22 protein-coding genes are annotated in these 22212 nt (G+C 63.8%); 11 read left to right on the top strand and 11 right to left on the bottom strand.

Annotation, left to right across the window (positions count from 1 at the left end; translation table 11 throughout):
* Nucleotides 1-150 precede the first annotated feature (150 nt).
* A complete protein-coding gene (locus tag EJ069_RS21250) occupies nucleotides 151-618 on the top strand; it encodes a VOC family protein (RefSeq protein WP_126062968.1) in 468 nt (155 codons plus the stop codon).
* Between the two features lie 70 nt (nucleotides 619-688).
* On the opposite strand, the gene EJ069_RS21255 is transcribed toward EJ069_RS21250, so the two are convergent.
* From EJ069_RS21255 to EJ069_RS21275, 5 genes are all read right to left on the bottom strand, one after another.
* A complete protein-coding gene (locus EJ069_RS21255; protein ID WP_126059835.1) occupies nucleotides 689-1627 on the bottom strand; it encodes an IS110 family transposase in 939 nt (312 codons plus the stop codon).
* Nucleotides 1628-1924: 297 nt separating this feature from the next.
* Nucleotides 1925-3517 (bottom strand): peptide chain release factor 3, encoded by a 1593-nt coding sequence (locus EJ069_RS21260; protein ID WP_126062969.1) that lies wholly within the window; start codon nucleotides 3515-3517, stop codon nucleotides 1925-1927.
* 120 nt (nucleotides 3518-3637) lie between these two features.
* Nucleotides 3638-3874, bottom strand: coding sequence for a DUF1127 domain-containing protein (locus tag EJ069_RS21265; protein ID WP_126062970.1), 237 nt, complete (start codon nucleotides 3872-3874; stop codon nucleotides 3638-3640).
* Nucleotides 3875-3953: 79 nt separating this feature from the next.
* The gene (locus tag EJ069_RS21270; RefSeq protein ID WP_126062971.1) at nucleotides 3954-4469 is read right to left on the bottom strand and encodes a hypothetical protein; all 516 of its coding nucleotides are present in this window, start codon (nucleotides 4467-4469) and stop codon (nucleotides 3954-3956) included.
* Between the two features lie 16 nt (nucleotides 4470-4485).
* The gene (locus EJ069_RS21275; protein WP_067003570.1) at nucleotides 4486-4767 is read right to left on the bottom strand and encodes a DUF4242 domain-containing protein; all 282 of its coding nucleotides are present in this window, start codon (nucleotides 4765-4767) and stop codon (nucleotides 4486-4488) included.
* Nucleotides 4768-4971: 204 nt separating this feature from the next.
* Between EJ069_RS21275 and EJ069_RS21280 the strand changes: the two genes are divergently transcribed.
* Together EJ069_RS21280 and EJ069_RS21285 are read left to right on the top strand one after the other, a co-directional pair.
* Complete coding sequence (locus EJ069_RS21280) at nucleotides 4972-6786, top strand: winged helix-turn-helix domain-containing protein (protein WP_126062972.1); 1815 nt, start codon at nucleotides 4972-4974, stop codon at nucleotides 6784-6786.
* Between the two features lie 65 nt (nucleotides 6787-6851).
* Nucleotides 6852-7925, top strand: coding sequence for an FAD-binding oxidoreductase (locus EJ069_RS21285; protein WP_126062973.1), 1074 nt, complete (start codon nucleotides 6852-6854; stop codon nucleotides 7923-7925).
* An 89-nt stretch (nucleotides 7926-8014) separates the two neighbouring features.
* Here EJ069_RS21285 and EJ069_RS21290 read toward each other — a convergent pair whose 3' ends face one another.
* Together EJ069_RS21290 and EJ069_RS21295 are read right to left on the bottom strand one after the other, a co-directional pair.
* A complete protein-coding gene (locus EJ069_RS21290; protein ID WP_126062974.1) occupies nucleotides 8015-8812 on the bottom strand; it encodes a class II glutamine amidotransferase in 798 nt (265 codons plus the stop codon).
* A gap of 15 nt (nucleotides 8813-8827) precedes the next feature.
* Nucleotides 8828-9082 (bottom strand): DUF6356 family protein, encoded by a 255-nt coding sequence (locus EJ069_RS21295; protein WP_126062975.1) that lies wholly within the window; start codon nucleotides 9080-9082, stop codon nucleotides 8828-8830.
* A gap of 115 nt (nucleotides 9083-9197) precedes the next feature.
* Here EJ069_RS21295 and EJ069_RS21300 point away from each other — a divergent pair, with 115 nt between their 5' ends.
* The 5 genes from EJ069_RS21300 to EJ069_RS21320 all read left to right on the top strand — a co-directional run bounded on the left by EJ069_RS21300 (nucleotide 9198) and on the right by EJ069_RS21320 (nucleotide 12846).
* Nucleotides 9198-9668, top strand: a complete 471-nt coding sequence (locus tag EJ069_RS21300) for an Lrp/AsnC family transcriptional regulator (RefSeq protein WP_126062976.1) — start codon at nucleotides 9198-9200, stop codon at nucleotides 9666-9668.
* A gap of 234 nt (nucleotides 9669-9902) precedes the next feature.
* A complete protein-coding gene (gene dut / locus EJ069_RS21305) occupies nucleotides 9903-10388 on the top strand; it encodes a dUTP diphosphatase (RefSeq protein WP_126062977.1) in 486 nt (161 codons plus the stop codon).
* Complete coding sequence (locus EJ069_RS21310; RefSeq protein ID WP_189475911.1) at nucleotides 10388-11047, top strand: HAD family phosphatase; 660 nt, start codon at nucleotides 10388-10390, stop codon at nucleotides 11045-11047. The genes dut and EJ069_RS21310 overlap by 1 nt, the downstream gene beginning before the upstream one ends.
* A gap of 55 nt (nucleotides 11048-11102) precedes the next feature.
* On the top strand, nucleotides 11103-11957 hold the full coding sequence (locus EJ069_RS21315; RefSeq protein WP_126062979.1) for a hypothetical protein: 855 nt from the start codon (nucleotides 11103-11105) through the stop codon (nucleotides 11955-11957).
* Between the two features lie 79 nt (nucleotides 11958-12036).
* A complete protein-coding gene (locus EJ069_RS21320) occupies nucleotides 12037-12846 on the top strand; it encodes an oxaloacetate decarboxylase (RefSeq protein ID WP_126062980.1) in 810 nt (269 codons plus the stop codon).
* Here the strand turns inward: EJ069_RS21320 and EJ069_RS21325 are convergent.
* Entirely contained in the window at nucleotides 12843-13538 is a 696-nt protein-coding gene (locus EJ069_RS21325) for a sulfate transporter family protein (RefSeq protein WP_126062981.1), read from the bottom strand. The genes EJ069_RS21320 and EJ069_RS21325 overlap by 4 nt on opposite strands.
* Nucleotides 13539-13631: 93 nt before the next feature.
* On the bottom strand, nucleotides 13632-14543 hold the full coding sequence (locus EJ069_RS21330) for an EamA family transporter (RefSeq protein WP_126062982.1): 912 nt from the start codon (nucleotides 14541-14543) through the stop codon (nucleotides 13632-13634).
* Nucleotides 14544-14814: 271 nt separating this feature from the next.
* On the opposite strand from EJ069_RS21330, the gene EJ069_RS21335 reads away from it, so the two are divergent.
* From EJ069_RS21335 to EJ069_RS21345, 3 genes are all read left to right on the top strand, one after another.
* On the top strand, nucleotides 14815-15807 hold the full coding sequence (locus EJ069_RS21335; RefSeq protein ID WP_126062983.1) for an adenosine kinase: 993 nt from the start codon (nucleotides 14815-14817) through the stop codon (nucleotides 15805-15807).
* Between the two features lie 410 nt (nucleotides 15808-16217).
* Nucleotides 16218-16916, top strand: coding sequence for an antitoxin Xre/MbcA/ParS toxin-binding domain-containing protein (locus tag EJ069_RS21340; RefSeq protein WP_126062984.1), 699 nt, complete (start codon nucleotides 16218-16220; stop codon nucleotides 16914-16916).
* A 373-nt stretch (nucleotides 16917-17289) separates the two neighbouring features.
* Nucleotides 17290-18420, top strand: a complete 1131-nt coding sequence (locus tag EJ069_RS21345; protein ID WP_126062985.1) for a porin — start codon at nucleotides 17290-17292, stop codon at nucleotides 18418-18420.
* A 90-nt stretch (nucleotides 18421-18510) separates the two neighbouring features.
* On the opposite strand, the gene EJ069_RS21350 is transcribed toward EJ069_RS21345, so the two are convergent.
* Together EJ069_RS21350 and EJ069_RS21355 are read right to left on the bottom strand one after the other, a co-directional pair.
* Nucleotides 18511-20790, bottom strand: a complete 2280-nt coding sequence (locus EJ069_RS21350; RefSeq protein WP_126062986.1) for an NADP-dependent malic enzyme — start codon at nucleotides 20788-20790, stop codon at nucleotides 18511-18513.
* A gap of 137 nt (nucleotides 20791-20927) precedes the next feature.
* Nucleotides 20928-22112 carry a glycosyltransferase gene (locus EJ069_RS21355; RefSeq protein WP_126062987.1) on the bottom strand — a complete coding sequence of 395 codons (1185 nt, stop codon included), beginning with the start codon at nucleotides 22110-22112 and terminating at the stop codon, nucleotides 20928-20930.
* Between the last annotated feature and the right edge of the window lie 100 nt (nucleotides 22113-22212).

A 22212-nucleotide genomic window follows, 5' to 3' on the forward strand; every position in this document is an offset into this window, starting at 1 on the left:
TGCGCTGCGCCAGGATTCTTCAGGAAAATTTGAAATCGCTGTCGGATAGCGCCTTGTCGATCCGTCCTTGAGGCAGACGGTATGAACGGCACAAATCGCCGACCCGCCGTTGAAGATGGAACCAACCCGAACAAGTCCGAGGAGAAAGACATGCAAAAGATCACCACCTGCCTGTGGTTCGACGGCCAGGCCGAGGAGGCGATGAACCACTATGTTTCCATCTTCAAGAACTCGAAGGTGCTGAGCGTTTTGCGCTGGCCCGAGGGTCACCCCGATGAGGGCAAGGTGCTGATGACCACGTTCGAGCTCGACGGCGTGCCGTTCCAGGCGCTCAATGGCGGTCCGTACTTCAAGTTCAACGAAGCGATGTCGCAGTCGATCGACTGCAAGACGCAGGAAGAGGTCGACTATTTCTGGGAGAAGCTCACCGAGGGCGGTGAGCCTGGCCAGTGCAGCTGGCTGAAAGACAAGTTCGGCGTCTCCTGGCAGGTCGTGCCGGAGCAGTTGCCGAAACTGCTTCTGGATCCGGACAGAGCGAAGGCCGGTCGCGTGATGTCGGCGATGATGCAGATGGGCAAGATCGATATCGCCAAGATCGAGGAAGCGGCGAAGGGGTGAGGGCTTTTCCCTTGTGGGAGAAGGTGGACCGGCGCGCAGCGCCGAGACGGATGAGCGACTATCTGAGGTGTCAAGTTGCATTTGCGAACTGTTTGCGCGCGTCGCGTGCTTTTGCATTGAGGATGACGAGCAGCTTCCTGGCGAGCGCAATGCGAATGACCATCTTTTCCTTTCCAGCCGCCTGCAACCGTTGCTTGAAGGCGGCGAGATGGGGATCATATTTGGCAACGATGCTGGCAACGAGGAAGAGGACGCCTCGCGGCCCGGCGCGGCCACCGCGCACCGCTCTTCGGCCGCTGCGCTTACCGCTGTCATTGGCGATCGGAGCCAGGCCAGCCAGCTTAGCGATGGCCCTGTTGGAGACGATGCCGATCTCAGGCAGTTGCGCCATCAGCCGTGGCACGGTGCGAGAGGCCACGCCCTTGAGCGAGCGAAAGGCCCGGTCGAGGCATGCCCACAACGGATCATCGTCGATGAGCGAAGCGATCTCACCCTCGAGCCTGCGGCTCTGGCGTGTGAGCAGCGCGATCACCTCATCAAGGCTGGCGACGGTCTCGGCGTCGAGGGCAGCACTCTTGCGCTGCTTTTGAACGGTGAGATCGCCAGTCACCTGGGAAAGCCGGGCAACCAACGCCTTGAGCCGCAGTTGGGCCGCATTTGGTGGCGGCATCGCCTTGAGCTGCTTGACCGCGCCATAGCGGGCGATCATGGCGGCATCGATCTTGTCGGTCTTTTCCAGGAAGCCCATCGCCTCGGCGAAGTAGCGCACACTGCGGGCATTGGCCAAGCCACAGCATACGCCCAACTCCCACAGCAGCAGGAAGGCCAGTCGTTCATAGCCGCCGCTAGCCTCCATCACGACAAGCTCGACGTCGTGGCTCTGACACCAGGCGGCCAGATCGGCGATGCCTGCCGCATCATTGCCGAAGCGGCCCACCGCCCCGCTCGGCTCGACATGGGCATCGAGCCATCCTTTCGAAACATCCACTCCACATATGATCTTGTTCACGGTAACCTGCCTTGTGCGTGCGATTGGAGCCAAGCGACTATTCGGTCGTGCGTGACGAAGGCGAAGATCCCAGGCTCATCCACGGTTGTGACCGGAGGGGTGTCGGGCGACTTCGCCAAGCCTCGTATCGGATGGCCGTCCGGTTCGAGGCTCAGTCGCTTTCCTTGCACAAATCTCTGTCCGTGCAGATACAAGGGGTGTTCCAGCGGAGTGAGACGTTGGCGTTCCCTGGAACACCCCTCATCCGACCTCGCTTCGCGAGGCCACCTTCCCCACAAGGGGGAAGGGAAAAACAGCTCACGCCGCCTTATCGCGGACCTGGTAGTCCTTGACGGCGGTGAAGCGGATCGCCTTCCAGCGCTCGGCCTCATAGTTCAGCGAGAAGGCGTGCTGGGCCAGAAACACCGGATCGTTGTCGAGGTCGCGGGCGATGTCGCCGCGATGCGATTCGATGAAACGCTGCACCTCCGCCTTGTCGTCGGCCGAGATCCAGCGGCAGACTGAGAAGCGCGACATCTCGAAATCCACCGGCAGCGTGTATTCGATGTTCAGCCGTTCCTTCAGCACGTCAAGCTGCAGGGCGCCGACGACGCCGACGATGGCCGGCGAACCGTCCTCCGGCGAGAAGAGCTGCACCACGCCCTCCTCGGCCATCTGGTGCAGAGCTTCCTTCAACTTCTTGGCCTTCATGGCGTCGCCGAGGCGCACGCGGCGCAGGATTTCCGGGGCGAAGTTCGGCACGCCGCGGAACAGGATCTCCTCGCCCTCGGTCAGCGTATCGCCGATGCGCAGCGTGCCGTGGTTGGGGATGCCGACGACGTCGCCGGCAAAGGCCTCATCGGCGGTGACGCGGGTGCGGGCGAAGAAGAATTGCGGCGCGGACAGGCTCATCGGCTTGCCGGTGCGCACCAGCTTGGCCTTCATGCCGCGCTCCAGCTTGCCGGAGCAGACGCGGACGAAAGCGATGCGGTCGCGGTGGTTTGGATCCATGTTGGCCTGGATCTTGAAGACGAAGGACGTCATCTTGTCCTCGGTCGCCTCGACCGTGCGCTCATCGGCTTCCTGGGCGCGCGGCGGCGGGCCGTAGGCGCCGAGCGCCTCGATCAGGTCGCGTACGCCGTAATTGCGCAGCGCCGAGCCGAAATAGACCGGCGTCAGATGGCCCTCGCGGAAAGCGTCGACATCGAGAGGCCGGCAGGCCTCGCGCGCCAACTCCAGCTCCTCGATGAAGTCGTTGCGCTCGTTTTCCGGCAGCAGGCCCGCAACCCGGTTGGAATCCGGACCGTTGACGGGCGTGCGTTCCTTCTCGTCGTCACTCCTGCGCACCGCGTTCTGCGCCAGATGATAGGTGCCCGAGAAGGTCTTGCCGCGGCCGATCGGCCAGGTGACCGGCGCGGTGTCGAGCGCCAGCTTCTGCTCGATCTCATCCAAAATCTCGAACGGATCGCGGCTCTCGCGGTCCATCTTGTTGACGAAGGTGATGATCGGGATGTCGCGGAGCCGGCAGACCTCGAACAGTTTCAGCGTGCGCGGCTCGATGCCCTTGGCGGCGTCGATGACCATGACGGCGGAGTCGACCGCAGACAGCGTGCGGTAGGTGTCGTCGGCGAAATCCTCGTGGCCGGGCGTGTCGAGCAGGTTGAAGACGTTGTCATCATATTCGAAGGTCATCACCGAGGTGACGACCGAGATGCCGCGCTCGCGCTCGATCTTCATCCAGTCGGACCGCGTCTGGATGCGGTCCTTCTTGGCCTTGACCTCGCCGGCAAGCTGGATCGCGCCGCCGAACAGAAGCAGCTTTTCGGTGAGCGTGGTCTTGCCGGCGTCAGGGTGGGCGATGATCGCGAAAGTGCGGCGGCGCGATACCGCCTGTTCGATGTCTTCTGCCAATTTTTTGGAATCCTGTCTGTGGCGCGGGCTTCTAGCAGCGCATGGCCGGCCTGTCGACAGTTTCGGGCGGATCGGTTCGCAGGGGGCGTGTTCGCCGCCACGGCAGGGCCCTGCACAGAGTCAGGCCTCGCCATGCTCCCTGCGGCCGAACCTGATGATCGATCGTATCTCCGAGCGACCGACGCCGATGTCGCGCAGCAGATAATCCGGCAGCTCGTCCAGCCTGGCCCGGTCCCTGCGAATGCGCACGATGCGCGCCACGAGCACTATGCCGGAGTGGCAGGTTTCGACGGCTGCGGCAAAGAGGCGCCTGAGAACCGTCCGGTCGGTGATCAATTCGTGCCCAAGGATGGACATGGTCGTATCTCCCTTGCGGTTGAGTGATGAAAGCGGGAGGGCCGTCCACGGCCCTCCCGGAGGCTGTGCCGACGGGTCGTCAGGACCGATCGTGCTCGCAGCTCACATACGGGTTCCAGTCGGCGAACATGCCGGCCGGGTTGTGCCGCCAGTGCCAGACATGGAGCTCGTAGTAGGGATCCACCGGGTGAATACCCACCGTCGTCTTGCGTTGCAGCGTGCGGCCGAGGAATTCAGGAACGCCCTTGCCCTTCCAGCCCTTCTCGAAGACGATGTATTCCATGCCGACAAGCTGCATCGAGCCATCGGCTTCCGGCTCGTAGGTCAGCACGTCGGGTTCTTCGAGCACCAGCCTGCCGTCGCCGGCGCGGCCGGGATGGATGAAATGGACCCCCATCGTGCCGTGCTCGTCATGCGTCGTGCATTCGAACAGCTGCTGGTAGCCGTCCGCCTTGGCGACCTTGATGTCGAGGTACTTGGCCGCCATGTCCCGAGACCGGTTGAGCACCGGATCGGGCGTGTCATGGGCGACCGCGGTGCCGCAAAGCAGCGCCGAGACGCCGACGGCAAGGACGATTTCCGTAAAGCGCTTCACGATCGATCCCCTCCCATCAGGCGGCGGCGTAGGCCGTCGTCGGATCGAACAGGCGCTTGACCTGAGTGATCTTGGTCGCCGGGAAGCCGCTCATCTTGGCGTGGCGCTGGATGATCGCTTCGTCCTTGGCGAGATAGACGCAAAAGGTCTTGTCGTCCGCCACGAAGGATTCCACCCACTGGATGTCCGGGCCGAGCTCGGCAAGGACTGCGTTCGAGGCCTTGGACGCGTCGCGAAGCTGCTCGCGCTCGAAAGTGCCGACCTTTGGGATCTCGCGCTCGATGATGTATTTCTGCATGTCACAAACTCCTTCATCTGAGGTTCAAATGCCGCCGGGCACTCGACCAAATCGGTGCCGGTGACATCCCTGGGGCAGCTGAGGTAAACTCTCGCTTGGCCCGCCAGGCAGACGCAGAATTACGGAACAGGCGGCCGACAGTCCTTACGCCGTCCTTATCTTGTTCTGATCCTTTGCCTATTGCCGTTACCGGGATTGCTGCCGATGGGAACTCATTGCTTCGGCGACTTCGAGCTTAACGAGAGCTCCCGCGCCATTCGTCTCGCCGGAAACGAGATCGAGGTGCAGCCCCTCGTCTTCGACTTCCTCGCCATCCTGCTGCGCCACCAGGACCGCGCCCTGAGCAAGGACGAGTTGCTCGAAACGCTCTGGCCGGACGTGACGGTGACCGAGGCTTCGCTGCAGCGTGTCGCGAGCCTAGCCCGAAGCGTTCTGCGCCAGGGCGGCATGGAGGCGGCGCTGCGCAACCTGCCCCGCTTCGGCTACCGTATTTGCCTCGACCAGGCAGCCACTTCGGAAAAGGGGCCGGCGCCGGCCGATACGGGCAGCAGGCGTTCCAGCCCAGGCATGCGAATCCTGGCCGCACGCGCGGCCGCCGCGGCGCGAAAATGGCACGAGGCTGCGGCCGCCTTCAGGGAAGCAGACGCCGCCGACGAGTTGCTGACGGCCGACCTCGAAGAATGGGCGCTGGCGCTGGAATGCATGGGGCGGCCCTCAGAGGCGATCCCGCTCCTGACGCGCGCGGCAACGGAATACGGCATGGCCGGCGAACGCCTGCGGGCGGCTTCCCCGGCAATCACCCTTGCCATGATCCATCTCGAGAGGGGAGAGCTTGCTGCGGCCAAGGGTTGGCACAAGCGTGCCGCGCAGCTGATCGACAAAGCAACCGAGAGCAGGGAACATGGCCTCTGGTGCTGGATGGGCGCGCGCATCAAGGGCGCGGAGGCCGAGCCGGAGCATGCGCTTGCTCTTGCCGAGCAAGCTTTCGAGGTCGGCAAAAATCTCGAAGATCCAGTCGTGGAATCGCTCGGCCTTATCTATCGCGGCTTCTTCAAGCTCTGCCTTGGGGAAACAAAAGCCGGTCAGGAGGACCAGGATTTTGCCGCCGCGCTCGGCCTCTCCAGCGATGTCGACCCGATCGTCGGCGGCATCCTCTACTGCAACATCCTTTGGGCCTGCCGCAATTTCGGCGACTGGGCGCGAGCCAACCAATGGAGCCTCAGCTACGAGGGCTGGTGCAGAGGGCATGGGCTGGAGGAACTTACCGGCTCGTGTCGGCTGCATCGGGCCGAGGTGCTCGGCGTCCATGGCACGCTGCGGGAGGCTGAGGCGCTGGTGCGCGCGGCGCTCGATCAGCTTACGCTCGATGCGCCCTGGGCGAAAGGCGATGCCTTACGTGTGCTGGGCGACATCCATCTCGCCGCAGGCGATTTCGCCGAGGCGGATGCAGCCTACCGCGCGTCCCATGCCGCTGGCTGGGATCCGCAGCCTGGCTTTGCGCTGCTGCAGATGGAACTGGGCCAGGCGGAAGCCGCATTCAGCTCCCTTGAGCGGTCGCTTGTCGGTAACGGCTGGCCGACGCTGCAGCGTCGGGGCATGGTTCTCGCCACGCTCGCCAAGGTAGCGGCGCGGACCGATCGGCTGGAGCGCGCGAAAGCGGTGATCGCCGAGCTGGAAAGCGAACCGCAACGCTGGCCGATGGCCTCGATCCGGGCATTGACCGCCGAGGCCAAGGCGGAACTGTCGATGCGGGAAAATCGCTTCACCGAAGCGGTGCGGGAGCTGCAGACCGCATGCTCGCGCTGGGCCGAGATCGGTTCGCCGACCAATTGCGCGGACGCCAGGCTTTCGCTCGCGGCGCTTCTCATCCAGCAAGGCGATCGTACTGGCGCGGAGCTGGAGCTCGGCACGGCGCGGGCGGTGGCGAAGAAGGTCGATTCGTCACGTCTCATGCGGCGCTGTGAAGAGCTGGCGAGCCTCCTCGCCGGGGGCCAGAAGGCAATAGCGGACAGCGCGTAGCTGCTTCTTGCTTGAGGTCAGGACGGCGCGGTGGCATGACGGGGAAAATCTCTCCGAAGGACCACATGAGCAGTCCAAAGCAAGTCATCGTGATCGGCGCCGGAATCATCGGCGCTTCTATCGCCTGGCACCTGACGAAAGCCGGCGCGGGGGTGACGGTCGTTTCCGGGAGTGGCGCCGGCGGTGTCGCGACGCCCAATTCCTTTGCATGGATCAACGCAAGCTGGGGCAATCCCGAGATCTATTTCCGGCTGCGCATCCGCGCCATGGCCGAGTGGACGCGCTTGGCGAAGGACGTGCCGGGATTGCCGCTCGCCTGGTGCGGCGGCCTGTGCTTCGACCTGCCGCCCGACAGGCTGGAAGCCTATGCCGCCGAACACTCGTCATGGGGTTATGGCATCGAGCGCGTCGACGCCAAGCGGGCGGGAGAGATCGAGCCCAACCTCGTCGCGCCTCCCGATTTCGCCGTCTACGTCGCGGAGGAAGGCGTCGCCGAGCCGGTGGCAACCGCCAAGGCGCTTCTAGCGGACGCCGAACGGCTCGGCGCGCGGGTAATTGTTGGCGCTGTGGACAGGCTGACCCTATCGATTGGCAAGGTGACAGGCGCGGTTGTTTCGGGCGAAACCCTCAGCGCCGAAGAAATTGTCGTGGCGGCGGGTGCGGGCTCCCCGGCCATTGCCGCGACAGCCGGCATCGAGCTGCCGCTCGACACGCCGCCAGGCCTCATCGTGCACTCCCGGCCCCACAGGAAATTGCTCAACGGGCTGGTGCATGCCGAGAGACTGCACATGCGCCAGACGGCCGAGGGCCGCATCATCGCCGGCTCGGATTTCGCTGGCGGCGATCCGGGCGAAAACGCGGAAGCCACCGCGCGGGAGCTGTTTGCGATCACCAAGGCAGCCTTGCGCGGCGCGGATGGACTGGAGCTTGATTTTCACACCGTCGGCTACCGCCCTACTCCGGCCGACGGCTTCCCGATCGTCAGCCGCGCCGATGGGGTCGGCGGCCTCTACATCGCCGTCATGCATTCGGGCATCACGCTGGCGCCGGCCGTGGGATTGTTCGCCGCCCGCGAGATTCTGGAGGGCGAGCGCGATGTGCTGTTAGCGCCTTACGCGCTGTCGCGCTTCGCCCGGTAAGCCGCGGGGCGACGAACCCCACCGTCGTGATTGGAATTGCGACAGGGTGTAGAAGCTGGCACTGTCCCGCGACGTTGCGCTATTTCCGACTACACCGCCATTGCCAACCGGGCCGCCGGCGCAAACGGCCGGATGTTGGTGCCGCTCCTCGTCATGGTGACGAAGCTCGATGGCGGGATCGCCTGCCAGTCGCCGCCGTCGCGGTCGAAGGGTTCGGAGACGATGCAATGGCCGGCGCGCCTGGCGAAGGCGCCGGTGTAGAGCGTCGGCGCATGGTTGTCGGTGGCATAGCGAACGGCGTAGAGCGTTTCGCCATCGGAAAAGGCGGCCGTCAGTTTCAGGGCCGGCTCGATCCCGGCACGGCGCGAGGCTTCGACGACGCGGCCGGTTGCCCGCGACACCGCGCCTTGCGGGTCCGTCGCCAGCCCCTGGTCGATCATCAGGAGAAAGAAGAGCTCGGAATCGGTCGTGCCCTCGCGCTGGTCGAAGACTTTGTCGGCGAGCGAGTTCTCTAGCGCGCGGCGAATCTTCTCGAAGCCGCCGATCTGACCGTTATGCATGAACGACCAGCGGCCGGAGATGAAGGGGTGACAGTTCATGCGGCTGGTGGCGCCACCGGTCGACGCGCGGACATGGGCAAGGAACAAGCCGGATTTGATCTGCCGGCAGAGGCTTTTCAGATTTGGATCTGACCAGGCCGGCAGGATGTCGCGATAGAGGCCGGGCTCCGGCCGGTCGCCATACCACGCCAGACCAAAACCGTCGCCATTGGTTGGCGACTTGGCTTCCTGGGCGCAATGGCTCTGGGCGATCAGCGAATGGCAGGGCGCGGTGATGATGTCTTCGAGGAAGACCGCTTCACCGAGATAGGCCGCCCACCGGCACATCGCTTTCCACCATTCCTAGGCGCGGTCCATCAGAGCCTGAGGCTCCTTGACCGCGTGTGAGCCTCGATTGTGCGTGCGCTCATAGAGCTCGCGAACGATTCGGCTCGCCGTAGTTTCGAACAGAAATGGCAAGAAAGCGTGAACGAGCGCGGCACCGGCCGCCATCGACAAGCGCGAGCAGAACCAGGCGGCAAAGGCCATGTGGCCGAAATAGGTCTCGCCGACCTTGGCCGGATGAGCGGTGAAGAGTGCCGTAAGCCTGGTCGTCATGGTTATCCCTCCTGCCGGGATGAGCCCCGATGATGAGTAACGTGCCACAGGGCTTTGGTTCATAGGTCCCATTTCGTCCTTGCTTTTTGCTATTTTGTGGGACATTCATCCCAATATGTCGACGGAACTCGATGCCATCGATCGAAGATTGCTGGCAGAACTGCAGCGCGACGGCACGCTTTCCGTCGACCAGCTGTCGGAGCGGGTGGCGCTGTCGCGCAACGCCTGCTGGCGACGCGTCAAACGGCTCGAGGAGGACGGCATCATTACCGGCCGCGTCGCGCTGGTCGATGCCGAGAAGCTGGGACTCGGCCTCTCCGTCTTCATTCTGATCCGCACCTCCAATCATGACCCGGACTGGCTGCAGAAATTCCGAGCGGCGGTGACCGGCTTTCCCGAGATCACCGGCGTCTATCGAATGTCAGGCGACCTCGACTATGTGCTGAGGGCCCGCGTCGCCGACGTGAAGGCCTATGACCGCCTCTACCAGCGGCTGATCGCAAAGGTGGCATTGTCGGACGTCTCGGCTTCCTTCGTCATGGAGGAGATCAAGGAGACGACCGTGGTGCCGGTGGAACTGCGTTGAGGTAGCCAAGGCCTCTTCGTCATCCGCGGGCGGAGCGACGCGTAGCGGAGCGTAGACCCGAGGATGACGACGTGATGGGCGTTATCGCCAATCACCAAATGAGCATTCCACCAGCGCAACGATCTTGTCTTCTTCACCTGGAAGGCGAAGTCATCGTGACGCCTCAAAGAAAGCCTTGGATAGCGTCACGGTCGAGTTGACCGAATCGGCATTCGCTCCCATAGGAATGGGCTCATGCGCACGGCTGTCCATTCTTCCTCCGTCATCGGCCCCACCGTCGGTTTCGTCAGGCTTCCGCATGGCGAAGGCCTGCCTCTGCCGGCCTATGAGAGCGCGGGCGCCGCCGGCATGGATTTGCGGGCCGCGGTGCCGGAAGACCGGCCGCTGCTCATCCTGCCAGGGAAACGCGCGCTGGTACCGACGGGGCTTGTCCTGGAAATCCCGGAAGGCATGGAAGGCCAGGTGCGGCCACGCTCGGGCCTTGCGTTCAAGCATGGCCTCACCGTCCTCAACTCGCCAGGCACCGTCGACAGCGACTATCGCGGCGAGGTGAAGGTGCTGCTGGTCAATCTCGGCGATGAGGATTTCGCGGTGACGCGCGGCATGCGCATCGCCCAGATCGTCTTTGCCGCCGTGACCCAGGTTACGGTCGAAGAGCGCGCGCTGGCCGGCGGCACGACGCGCGGCGCCGGCGGTTTCGGGTCGACCGGCACGGCTTGATGCAAGTTCCAAAGCTGGTCATTTTCGACTGCGACGGGGTTCTGGTCGATACCGAGAACCTTGCCAACAGACGCCTCGCCGAATGGCTCACAGCCGCAGGTTTCACGACCAGCTTCGAATATTGCCGCAGGCATTTTTCCGGCCGCAGCATGGTCTCAGTGCAGAAAGAGATCGAAGAGGCGACCGCGGTGAGGCTCGGCGCCGACTTCGTCGAGCGCTGGAATGCCGGCCTGCCGGATCTTTTTTCGCACGGCGTCGAGGCGGTCCCTTATGTGCGTGAGTTCGTCGAAGCCGTCCGCGCGGCCGGCATCGCCTATTGCGTCGCCTCCTCGGCTCGGGTCTCGAAAATGTATATCACCCTCGGCCAAACCGGGCTTTTGCCGCTGTTCGAGCATGCCATGTTCTCCTCGACCATGGTCGGGCGCGGCAAGCCGTTCCCGGACCTCTTCCTGCATGCGGCAAGGACGACGGGCTTCGCGCCGGCCGACTGCATCGTCATCGAGGACAGCGTCGCGGGAACGCAAGCCGGCATTGCCGCCGGCATGCGGGTGTTCTCCTACTACGCCGATCCATTCACCGACCGCGACGGCCTGGCGGCGGCCGGCGGTATCCTGTTCGACGACATGCGGGAACTTGCTGGCCTGGTACCGATCCGCTGATCCAGCTGTACGCTTCAGGACTCCGTGCTAGCGTGCGGCCCCGGGGGTGTTTTCGATGATTTCCATTCTATCCCGTCTCATGCTCGCCTGCCTGCTGCTGCCTTCCATATGGACGGTCGCGCGCGCCCAGGCCGTCAGTTTTCCGGAACTAAGCAGCGCCACTCCCGGACATCAGGGCGTCACCTATCTCGATCTCGCGAAAATGATCGTTCCTGATCTGGCCGCGGGCGACGACGGTTTCTATAAGGGCAGCGCGCCGATCGAGATGCGTGACATCCTCGGCGGCAACGATGGCGGATCGCCGCCCGAAACCATTAACCTGCCGAATGCTGCGGTGCTGGCCATCAAGGCCGGCGGCAAGGAGCGGCTGGCGATGCTTTTCGACCTCGGCCGGGCGCAAGACAGCGCCGAGGGATTTGCCGTGCTGGCGCTCTACGACCTCACCGGCAAGCCGAAGCTGCTCGACGCCGTCAATGTCGGAACCGACCAGAGCACTTATTTTCGCGATCCGGGAAAGCTCGCGATCGGTCCCGGCGACGACGCGCTCATTACCATGAGCACGCATTTCAATTCGAACCAGGGCTATGTCGGCACGATCCTGATCCTGGTCCGCAACGATCGCTTCGAACCGATCGACCAGATCAACACTTTCGACGAGAATGTCTGCGCCTACAAACGCACTCAGGACCTTTCCTTCCAGACGCGCGGAAGTGAAAAGCCCTATGCAGCGATCAGGGTGACCGTGACCGACGCCACGAACCCCAGCGGTGAAAGCTGCGAGGAGCCGGCGCCCAAGGCGGTCTCGCACGACGTTTCCGTCACCTATCACTGGAACAAGAAAACGTCGCGCTACGTGGCGGATTCAGATGCCTTCAAACGTTTGTCAGCAGAGAACGAGAAACGCTTCTGATCCAAGCGCATTCGTTTGCCCGCGTCGAACGGCCGCGATAAATTCCTCGCAGGACCCCGCTCATGATTGAGGACTCGCCATGGACAAGGGCAAGATTTTTCGCGATCTGCATGCCTCCACCTTCGTCATGCCCAACCCCTGGGACATAGGCACGACCAAGCTTCTGGCTTCTTTCGGTTTCAAAGCGCTGGCGACCACCAGCGCCGGCTTCGCCTTCTCGCGCGGCCTGCCTGACGGCGCCGTGACCTTCGAAGCCATGATCCACCATTGCCGCGACGTGACCGCGGCAACCGACCTGCCGGTTTCGGCCGATCTCGAACGCGGCAAGGGCGACAGCCCCGAGCAGGCCGCCGAAACCATCTTCGCGGCGGAAGCCGCCGGGCTCGCCGGCTGCTCGATCGAGGACCACACGGGCGACCCCGCCAACCCGATCTACGATTTCTCTCATGCGACCGAGCGCGTCGCGGCCGCCGTCGAGGCGGCCCGGGCGCTCAAGCACGATTTCGTCTTCACCGCGCGGGCCGAGAATTTCCTCTGGGGCAGGACCGACCTCGACGACACCATCAAGCGGCTGCAGGCCTTCGAGAAAGCCGGCGCCGACGTGCTTTATGCGCCGGGGATCGGCGACGTCGACATGGTGCGCACCATCTGCTCGTCGGTGGGCCGGCCGGTCAATGTGATGGCCCGCCCCGGTTTCACCGTCGCCGACCTCGCCATGGCCGGCGTCAAGCGCATCTCGCTCGGACCGTGGCTGACCAATTTCGCCTACGGCATGCTGGAGACGGCGGCGCGCGAAATCCAGCAGGACGGCACTTTCGGCTTCACCCGGGCGGCGATGCCGTTCGGCAAGCTGCAGGCGCTGTTCCGGGAGGGCAAGGAGCAGGACTAGACCAGGCCCCGCGCCGAAACCGCCTTGTGCAAATGCACCATCATGGCAGCCGCGAATAGCGGGGTCACAAGGTTGAGCAGCGGAACGGCGAGGAACACCGCAATGACCAGTCCGGCAAGGAACACCGTGCCGGCATATTTGCGGCGCAGCGCCTTGGCCTCTGCCTCGGGGCGAAAACGCATGGCGGCGAATTCGAAGAATTCGCGGCCCAGCAGATAGCCGTTGACGATGAAGAAAGCGGCAATGTTGACGCCCGGCACCAGAAGCAAAAGCAACGCGACGATGTTGCCGAGGACGACCACGCCGAAGAATTTGATGGCGAGCACAAGCGAATGCAGCGCCGGCACGGCGCGGCCGGGCGGATCGTCTGGATAGTCGGTGCGCTCGACCACTTCGGCGATATCGTCGAGGAACAGGCCGGCAACGATCGCCGTCACAGGCGCGATGAGCAAGGCCAATCCCACGGCCAGGACGATGCCGGCAACGATGCCGCCCAGCCACCCGGCCCAGGACGGCAGGCCCGGCAGCAGCGTCTGCAGCCATGGCCAGGCCAGCCATTCGAGCAGGCTCTCCAGGCCGGCCCACAGCGCCAGCAGAGCAAGCAGCGTCAGCCCCAGCGTCTTGAGGAAGACGAAGCGGAATTCAGGCGAGAACAGCCGGCTGGCGGCGGCTCGGGCAGCATCTAGGATCACGGTGGGTGCAGACCCCTCATCGAGAAACGACGTCCCCGAGATAGGCGGCGAGGAAGAGCGGCGCAACTGCAAGGGGAAATCGTCGCCCGGCCTTCACGCTTTTCCCGTGATCGCTCCTGCCCGCCTGGCCGGAATGGTCATTGCCGCAACGCCGGCGACGACGAAACCCATGCCGACCCAGGCGGCCGGCCCCAGGCTTTCGCCCAGGAAGACGGCGCCGATGCCGACGCCGATCGGCACCCGCAGATAGGCCTGCGAAGTGGTGCCGACCGAGCCCAGTGTGTGGATCAAGCGGAAATAGATGACGAAGGCCAGCGCCGTTGAGAAGACCGACAGGCCGAGCAGGGCCAGGATCGATGCGACCGACGGCGCAAGCGTCCATGGCCGGTCGACGATCAGGCTGAGCGGCACGAGCATCACCGCGCCGCAAAGCATCGAACCCGCGGCGGGGATCATCGGATCGAGGCCCTTGAAGCCGCGGCCGAAGATTGCCGCTCCGGCATAGGAGACCGTCGCGACGACGATCGCAAGCTGCGCCCACATTTGACGGCCAAGCCCGCCAAGCGCCTCCGTGCCGATGATGAGGCAGATGCCGACGATGCCAGCCCCGACGCCGACGAGCTTGCGCACCGTGACGGGCTCATGGCGCGTGATCAAGGCCGTCAGCAGGAAAGTGAAGATAGGCGATGTCGCGTTGAGGATGGTGGCGAGGCCGGCATCCACCGATCGTTCAGCGGCGGCGATCAGGGTGAAGGGCACGACGCTGTTGAGGCAGGCCTGGAAAGCGAACCGACGCCATGTTGCCGCATCGGCAGGCATGGCAAGGCCGCGCCAGCGGATGACGCTGAGCAGAATGGCCCCGGCGATCAGCGTCCGGGCGGCGATGAAGGTGACAGGCGGGATCGTCTCGACGCCGATCTTGATGAAGGTGTAGGAGGCGCCCCACAGCACCGCCAGAGCGCCAAGCAGCGCGAGGTCGGTGGACATTTCGGTCTTTTCGGACATTTCTGCGCCTTCCGTCTGCGGAAACAATCCGCTTCTAGCCGATAGCGGCGCGGAAATGTTTCGATCGCCGTGAAACCATAGCGGCGAGGGCGGCCGCCGATATGAGCCAGTTCGATGCGAACGCTGCCGCAGCCGGTGAACAATCGGCGGCGAGTTCGGCGTCATGGAAGGCGATGGCGATTTTCGGGGTAGGCAAAGCAGCGGCAACTCGCTAGACCCGCGCCCGGCCGGCATGCCAGATAGCCGGGGTGGGTTCTTGGCGGAGATTTTGATGCCGGAATATGACGTGCTTTGCATCGGCAATGCCATTGTCGACATCATCGCGCAGTGCGACGAGGCTTTTCTCGAGACCAACGGCATCATCAAGGGGGCGATGAACCTCATCGACGCCAGGCGCGCCGAATTGCTCTACAGCCGCATGGGACCGGCGATCGAGGCTTCCGGCGGCAGCGCCGGCAACACGGCGGCCGGCGTCGCCAGTCTCGGCGGGCGCGCCGCCTTCTTCGGCAAGGTGTCGAACGACGCGCTGGGCGAAATCTACACGCACGACATCCACGCCCAGGGCGTGGCCTTCGACACCAGGCCGCTCACGGGCGAGCCGCCGACCGCACGCTCGATGATCTTCGTCACGCCCGACGGCGAGCGTTCGATGAACACCTATCTCGGCGCCTGCATCGAGCTTGGGCCCGAGGATGTCGAGGCCGACAAGGCGTCCGGCGCCAGGGTGACCTATTTCGAGGGCTATCTGTGGGATCCGCCGCGCGCCAAGGAGGCCATCCGCCAGACCGCCAAGCTGGCGCACGCCGCGGGCCGCGAAGTGTCGATGACGCTGTCGGATTCCTTTTGCGTCGACCGCTATCGCGACGAGTTCCTCGAGCTGATGCGCTCAGGCACCGTGGACATCGTCTTTGCCAACAGCCACGAGATCAAGTCGCTCTACCAGACCGCTTCCTTCGAGGAGGCGCTCGACGCCATCCGCAAGGACTGCAAAATAGCTGCCGTCACCCGTTCCGAAAAAGGTTCGGTGATCGTGCGCGGCGACGAGACCGTCACCATCGAGGCGACGAAGATTAAGGAACTGGTCGATACGACCGGCGCCGGCGACCTCTATGCCGCCGGCTTCCTTTATGGCTACACGACCGGACGCAGCCTCAAGGATTGCGGCGACCTCGGCTCGCTGGCCGCCGGGCTGGTGATCCAACAGATCGGCCCGCGCCCGCGCCAGAATCTCCGCCGCGAGGCCGAGCAGGCAGGGCTGCTCTAAAGTTTTTCACCTCTCCCCTTGTGGGAGAGGTCGGATTGCCCCGATTTGTCCTTACAAATCGGATGGCAATCCGGGTGAGGGGTAACCGCACCAAGCTGGAGCACCATCCGCCTCGGCGCTGCGCGCCGAGCCACCGCCCGGGGCGAGTCGCTGGCCTCGCCCGTCCTTCGGACCCACAAGGGGAGAAGGAAGAACGGCAGCTGTCGCGCCCCTGTCACAGAGCGCTCCTACACGCAAAGATAGGGCGTTCCGCGACTGACATTTCGGCACGCCAGACCAGGGGTGTGAAGAGATGCAAGCCAGCAACCAGCCGGGCCGCGGCGTCCAATGCTGCCGCAATCTGTGCTTTCCGCGATAGAATTTCAGCAGCCGCCGGCGTCTGGGAGGAGCGCGGGCCACAAGACGAACGCATGACCAAACTTCAGACCCCGCCCGAGGGGATTTCGCAAGAGGCCCTGGCAGGCCTAGTGACCGAAGCCGTGCAGCAGACATTGATGCAGCACGGTGTCCTGCTGGACGCACAGGCCCTGGTTTCAGCCAGTGTGCTCGCCGGCAGCGTGGCGGCCGCCCTCCCCTTCCTGCCGCCGGCGCAGCGCCATGCGATCGATTCCTTGAAGGCCGATTGGACCGTGCTCATCTCCGAGTTCTTCCGGACGGTGCCGGACAGAATCGCAAGCGGAAATCCGATGCTGTCCGATCAGGCTTCCGGGCGCGCGCCGCCGGGAGCGGGACGGCTTCAGAATATCGCGGAACGCGCGGCCGGTCTTCAATCGATGCTGCTTGAGGATTGGTCAGGCGAAGTCGCCGGCTCGACCTATCTGGAAGAGAAGCTGCGCATCCCGCGCTCGACGCTGCATCGCTGGCAAAGGCGCGGCGAGGTCGTCGCGTTGCGCAAGGGCGGCCGCAAACATGTCTTCCCACTGGCCCAGTTCGTCGACGGCAGGCCGGTCCTGGGCGTAAGCGACGTGCTGTCGGCGATCGGCAATCCGAGGCTTGCCTGGTTCTGGCTGACCCGCCCCGCGCCCGAGCTTAATGGCCGCGTCCCTATAGAGATGTTGAGGGAAGACATGGTCGCGGACGTCGTCCGCGCCGCGCGCACCGTGTCCTGAGCTGGCTCGGCGGCACGGTTCCCACCCAACCGAGCGAAAGAATTTCGCCGGATAATTAGGCGTCATATAACTGTAATAATTGGCACATTTTGCACATTTACAGGATTCCTTGGCGTTCCGATTGTATAAATTGTGCAATTTGTGCCAATTTTACAAATATATGACGTGATATTTGGGCAACAAGACCTTTTCAATAGTCTATAAGGCCGCCCTTCCGACACAATCTCTGTTGTGCGCGATCGCCGATTGGGCCATGTCCGGAGCGAAGAAGCGGCGCCCGGTGCGCGTGTTTTTTCAACGATGGGGACGGGGGTGGCAGAAGCCGAACGGCATGTCAGGCCTGTCTTGAACCTTTGACTGGAGATTCAAGAAAATGAACATCAAGAGCCTTCTTCTCGGCTCAGCTGCGGCCCTGATCGCAGTTTCGGGCGCCCGCGCCGCCGACGCGGTCACCGTCGCCGAGCCGGAACCGGCCGAATACGTGAAGGTCTGCGACGTCTATGGCGCCGGCTACTTCTACATCCCCGGCACCGAGACCTGCCTGCGCGTTGGCGGCTACATCCGCTACGACGCCGGCGTGGGCGATGTCGGCTCGTTCGACGGCCGCACGGCCACCGACCATGAAGACGGCGACGCCCAGGACACCTGGAAGAAGAACGCCCGCTTCAACCTGAAGACCTGGACCGGCCAGGAAACCGAGCTTGGTACGTTGAAGACCTACACCGAGACCAAATTCAACTTTCCGAACGGCGGCGCCACCAGTGTTTCGCTGAGCTTCGCCTGGATTCAGCTCGGCGGACTGCGAGTCGGTAAGGATGAATCGCCGTATGACGCGTTTATCGGCTACGCCGGCAACGTCATTCAGGACACGCTGATCCATTACGGCCAGAAAGATACCAACGTTGTCAGCTACTATTTCGACGCCGGCAGCGGCATCACGGGCGTGATTTCGCTCGAAGAAGGCTCGGACACTACGGGCTCCACGGGCATTTCCGGCACGATCGACAGCTATGTTCCCCATGTGGTCGGCGGCTTGAAGTACAAGGGCGACTGGGGTGCGATCACCGGCGTCGTCGCCTATGACAGCAACTACGAGGAAGTGGCCGGCAAGGTCCGCCTGGATGTCAATGTCAGCAAAGAGCTGTCGCTGTTCATCATGGGCGGCTATGGTACCGACGACAATCTCAACGATCCGGCCTACGCGATCCCAGGTCGAGGCCGCGGCTTCTACAAGCCGTGGGGCGGCAACTGGGCAGTCTGGGGCGGCGGCACCTACAAGTTCAACGAAAAGACTGCCTTCAACCTTCAGGTCTCGGCTGATGATGCCAAGAACGCCGCCGTCGCGGCAAACATAGCCTATACGATCGTTCCCGGCTTCACGATCACGACCGAAGTTGACTATGTCCACGACGGCAAGTTCGGCGACGCCGACGATTTCAACTGGACCAAGGCCGACAAGAAAAACAGCGTCGGCGGCATCGTCCGCTTCCAGCGCTCGTTCTGATCGAAGCTGCGATCTCACATGGAAAGGCCCGCGGCGCCGCCGCGGGCCTTTTGTTTGTTCCCGATCAATGTCGTTGAATACGCCGGCTCGTCAATTCCCCGCCGTATAGGCCGCGATCGCCGCCATGTTGACGATGTCGGAATCCTTGGCGTTCAGCGAGACGATCTGGACCGGCTTGTTCAAGCCGACTAGCAGAGGGCCGATGACGGTCGAGCCGCCGAGTTCTTGCAGCATCTTGGTCGAGATCGAGGCGGAATGGAATGCCGGCATGATCAGCACATTGGCCGGGCCGGTGAGCCTGATGAACGGATATTGCGCCATGGAGCGCGGGTTCAGCGCCACGTCCGCCGCCATCTCGCCGTCATACTCGAAATCGACGCGGCGCTTGTCGAGGATGCGCACCGCCTCCTGCACGCGTTCGGAGCGCTCGCCCTGCGGATGGCCGAAGGTGGAGTAGGCGAGCATGGCAATTCTCGGCTCGTAGCCCATGCGGCGGGCAAAACCGGCTGCCTCCTCGGCGATGTCGGCGATCTGCTCGGCGTTCGGCATGTCGTGCACGGCGGTGTCTGCGACCAGCACAGTGCGACCCCGCGCGAGCACGATCGACACGCCGATGACACGGTGGCCGGGCTTGGCGTCGATGATGCGGCGTACATCGTCGAGCGCGGTGGAATAGTTGCGCGTGACGCCGGTGACGATGCCGTCGGCGTCGCCCAGTGCCACCATGCAGGCGGCGAAGTGGTTGCGGTCGTTGTTGATCAGCCGCTGGCAGTCGCGGAACAGGAAACCTTTCCGCTGCATGCGCTCGTAGAGATAGTCGGTGTAGATGCCGTTGCGGCGCGACAGCCTGGCATTGATGATCTCGATGCCCTGCTTGTTCAGGTCGATGCCGGCATTGCGGGCATTGTCCTTGATGACGTCGTCGCGGCCGAGAAGGATCGCCGTGCCGAGTTTCTGGTTCACATAGGAGACGGCGGCGCGCATCACCTGCTCCTCCTCGCCCTCGGCGAAGACGATGCGCTTGGGCTGGCGGCGGACGCGGTCATAGATGCGCTGCAGGGTCGAGGCGATCGGGTCGCGGCGGGCGGACAGTTCCTGCGCATAGCGGTCGAGATCGAGGATCGGCTTGCGGGCGACGCCGGACTCCATCGCCGCCTTGGCCACCGCCAGCGGGATCGCCGAGATCAGGCGTGGGTCGAACGGTACGGGGATGATGTAGTTGGGGCCGAATTTCGGCCGGTTGCCCTGATAGGCGGCGGCGACATCGTCCGGCACGTCCTGGCGCGCCAGCTCGGCCAGCGCCCTGGCCGCCGCGATCTTCATCGCGTCGTTGATGGTGGTGGCGCGCACATCCAGCGCGCCCCGGAAGATATAGGGGAAGCCCAGCACATTGTTGACCTGGTTGGGGTAGTCCGAGCGGCCGGTCGCCATGATGGCGTCGGTGCGGATCTCGGCCACTTCCTCGGGCGTGATCTCCGGATCGGGATTGGCCATGGCGAAGATGATCGGATTCTTCGCCATCGACTGCACCATGGCGGTGGTCAGCGCACCCTTGGCGGACAGGCCGAGGAAGACGTCGGCGCCGTCCAGCGCCTCGGCAAGGCTGCGTGCCTCGGTCTTGACCGCATGCGCCGACTTCCACTGGTTCATGCCTTCGGTGCGGCCCTGATAGACGACGCCCTTGGTGTCGCACAGGATGACATTTTCCGGCGCGAAGCCCATCGCCTTCATCAGTTCGATACAGGCGATGCCGGCCGCGCCCGCGCCGTTGCAGACCATCCTGGTGGTCTTCATGTCGCGGCCGGTGATCTCCAGCGCGTTGATCAGCCCGGCGGCCGAGATGATTGCGGTGCCGTGCTGGTCGTCGTGGAAGACCGGGATATCCATCAGCTCGCGCAGCCGCTGCTCGATGATGAAGCACTCCGGCGCCTTGATGTCCTCGAGATTGATGCCGCCGAAGGAAGGCCCGAGGAAGCGCACGCAGTTGACGAACTCGTCGGCATCCTCGGTATCGACTTCAAGGTCGATCGAATCGACATCGGCGAAGCGCTTGAACAGCACGGACTTGCCTTCCATCACCGGCTTGGAGGCCAGCGCCCCGAGATTGCCGAGGCCGAGGATGGCGGTGCCGTTGGAGATGACGGCGACCATGTTGCCGCGCGTCGTATAATCGAAGGCGCGGCTCGGATCCTCGGCGATGGCGCGCACGGGAACGGCGACGCCCGGCGAATAGGCGAGGCTCAGATCGCGCTGCGTCGCCATCGGCTTGGTGGCGACGATCTCGAGCTTGCCGGGCCGCCCCATGGCGTGGAATTCCAGCGCCTCCTCGGGACTGACGGAAGGGCCGCTGCTTTCGGTTTTCCTGGCCATGATGCCTGACGTTTTCCTCACCAATTCGCGCTCTTGAGGCGAGCGCATTCTTTTGAACTACCGCTTAAGGCCATACTCAGCCGCTGTAAACCGCCAAGCGATCAAGTGACGGCGTTCCTCCGCGCTGCCGGCGACAGTTAAATCTTGCCCGATGAGATCGCGGCAATCTCGCGAAGGTGCTCGCTGACCGAAGCCCAGCGCGTCAGCCCAGATGTGCCGGCGAACGGCCATTCGGAGAAGGGCGGATCATCGCTTCCCATGCGTCGCTTAAGCGCCGAGAGATAGGCCATCAGTTCCAACCGTTCCGCCTTTACCCTTTCAAGCGTGCGGCCGCGAATCTCCTCCCGCGGTATGGCCCGGTCGCGAAGCCGCTCGACCGCGCGGCGGATCGCGGCCGGCTCCGGCTCTGCGATAATGCAGTAGTCCGGATCGAAATAGACGTCGCGGCCGCCGATGCTCGGTGTCGAGACGATCGGCAACCCGGCCAGCAGATACTCCATGCTGGAATACATTGCCCCTTCCACCGCCGACAGGCAGAGCCCGACCGCAGCCTGGTTGTAGACGCGGTTGACCTCGGCGGAGGTCAGCCGGCCGGGCAGGCCATCGACGATCGGATTGGCGATGCTGTGAAGCGGCGATTGCGCCTGCAGGCGACGGATGAAGGCGCGGTCCCCGGCCGGCGGCAATTCGCCGATCGAGGACGTCACATGGACAAGTCTTTCGATCTCGAACGCGAGATAGTGCCGCTTGGTGTGCGAGATGCGGCCGTTGTAGACGGCATCGTACTCGACCGGCACGTCCGGCAGCGGCCGGAAGACGTCTTCCGAGATCATCAGATTGTGATTGGAGAAGATTGCATTGCCGCCAACGCCTGCAATCAGGCGTCGCTCTTCCTCTGTGTTGCAGAGAAATATCAGCTCGTGCTTGGGGCAGGTCCTGGCGAACCAGGCGAGATCCTTGCGTATCTGCTCGACGACGGCCGGCCGTTCCAGCGTCCAGTTCGGCATCAGAAGGAAGGTAGCGCGCCGTGGCGCAAGGCGTCGGCAGAAGGCGGCGAGCGCGTAGAGAGGGCTCCTGCCGCCGACAGGTACATAGAGGATCAACGGATCGCGACTGAAGATGTGGAGAGGCATGTCGATGCCGCCATCGAGGCCCGAAATCGGCCCGCGCGCCGGAAGGATGAAGGGCAGCCGTATCCGCGTCCACGCCTTGATTTTGGTTCTGGTTCGGTTGGCTCGGTTAGCGGCAAGAAGCCGAATGCGGCCGAGCGAGCCGGCGGGGCCGACCATCTCCTCGAACGTCTCGTGTCCGTCCTGCTTCATCGCCCCACCATGTTTCTCATGGGCCCGGACGATCCATATGTCGGCCGACCTCGTGAGGCAACATGCCTTGAGCACCCTGTTCCTGCTGACGGCGCAACCG

The organism is Mesorhizobium sp. M2A.F.Ca.ET.043.05.1.1 (genome assembly GCF_003952445.1).
Taxonomy (GTDB): Bacteria; Pseudomonadota; Alphaproteobacteria; order Rhizobiales; family Rhizobiaceae; genus Mesorhizobium.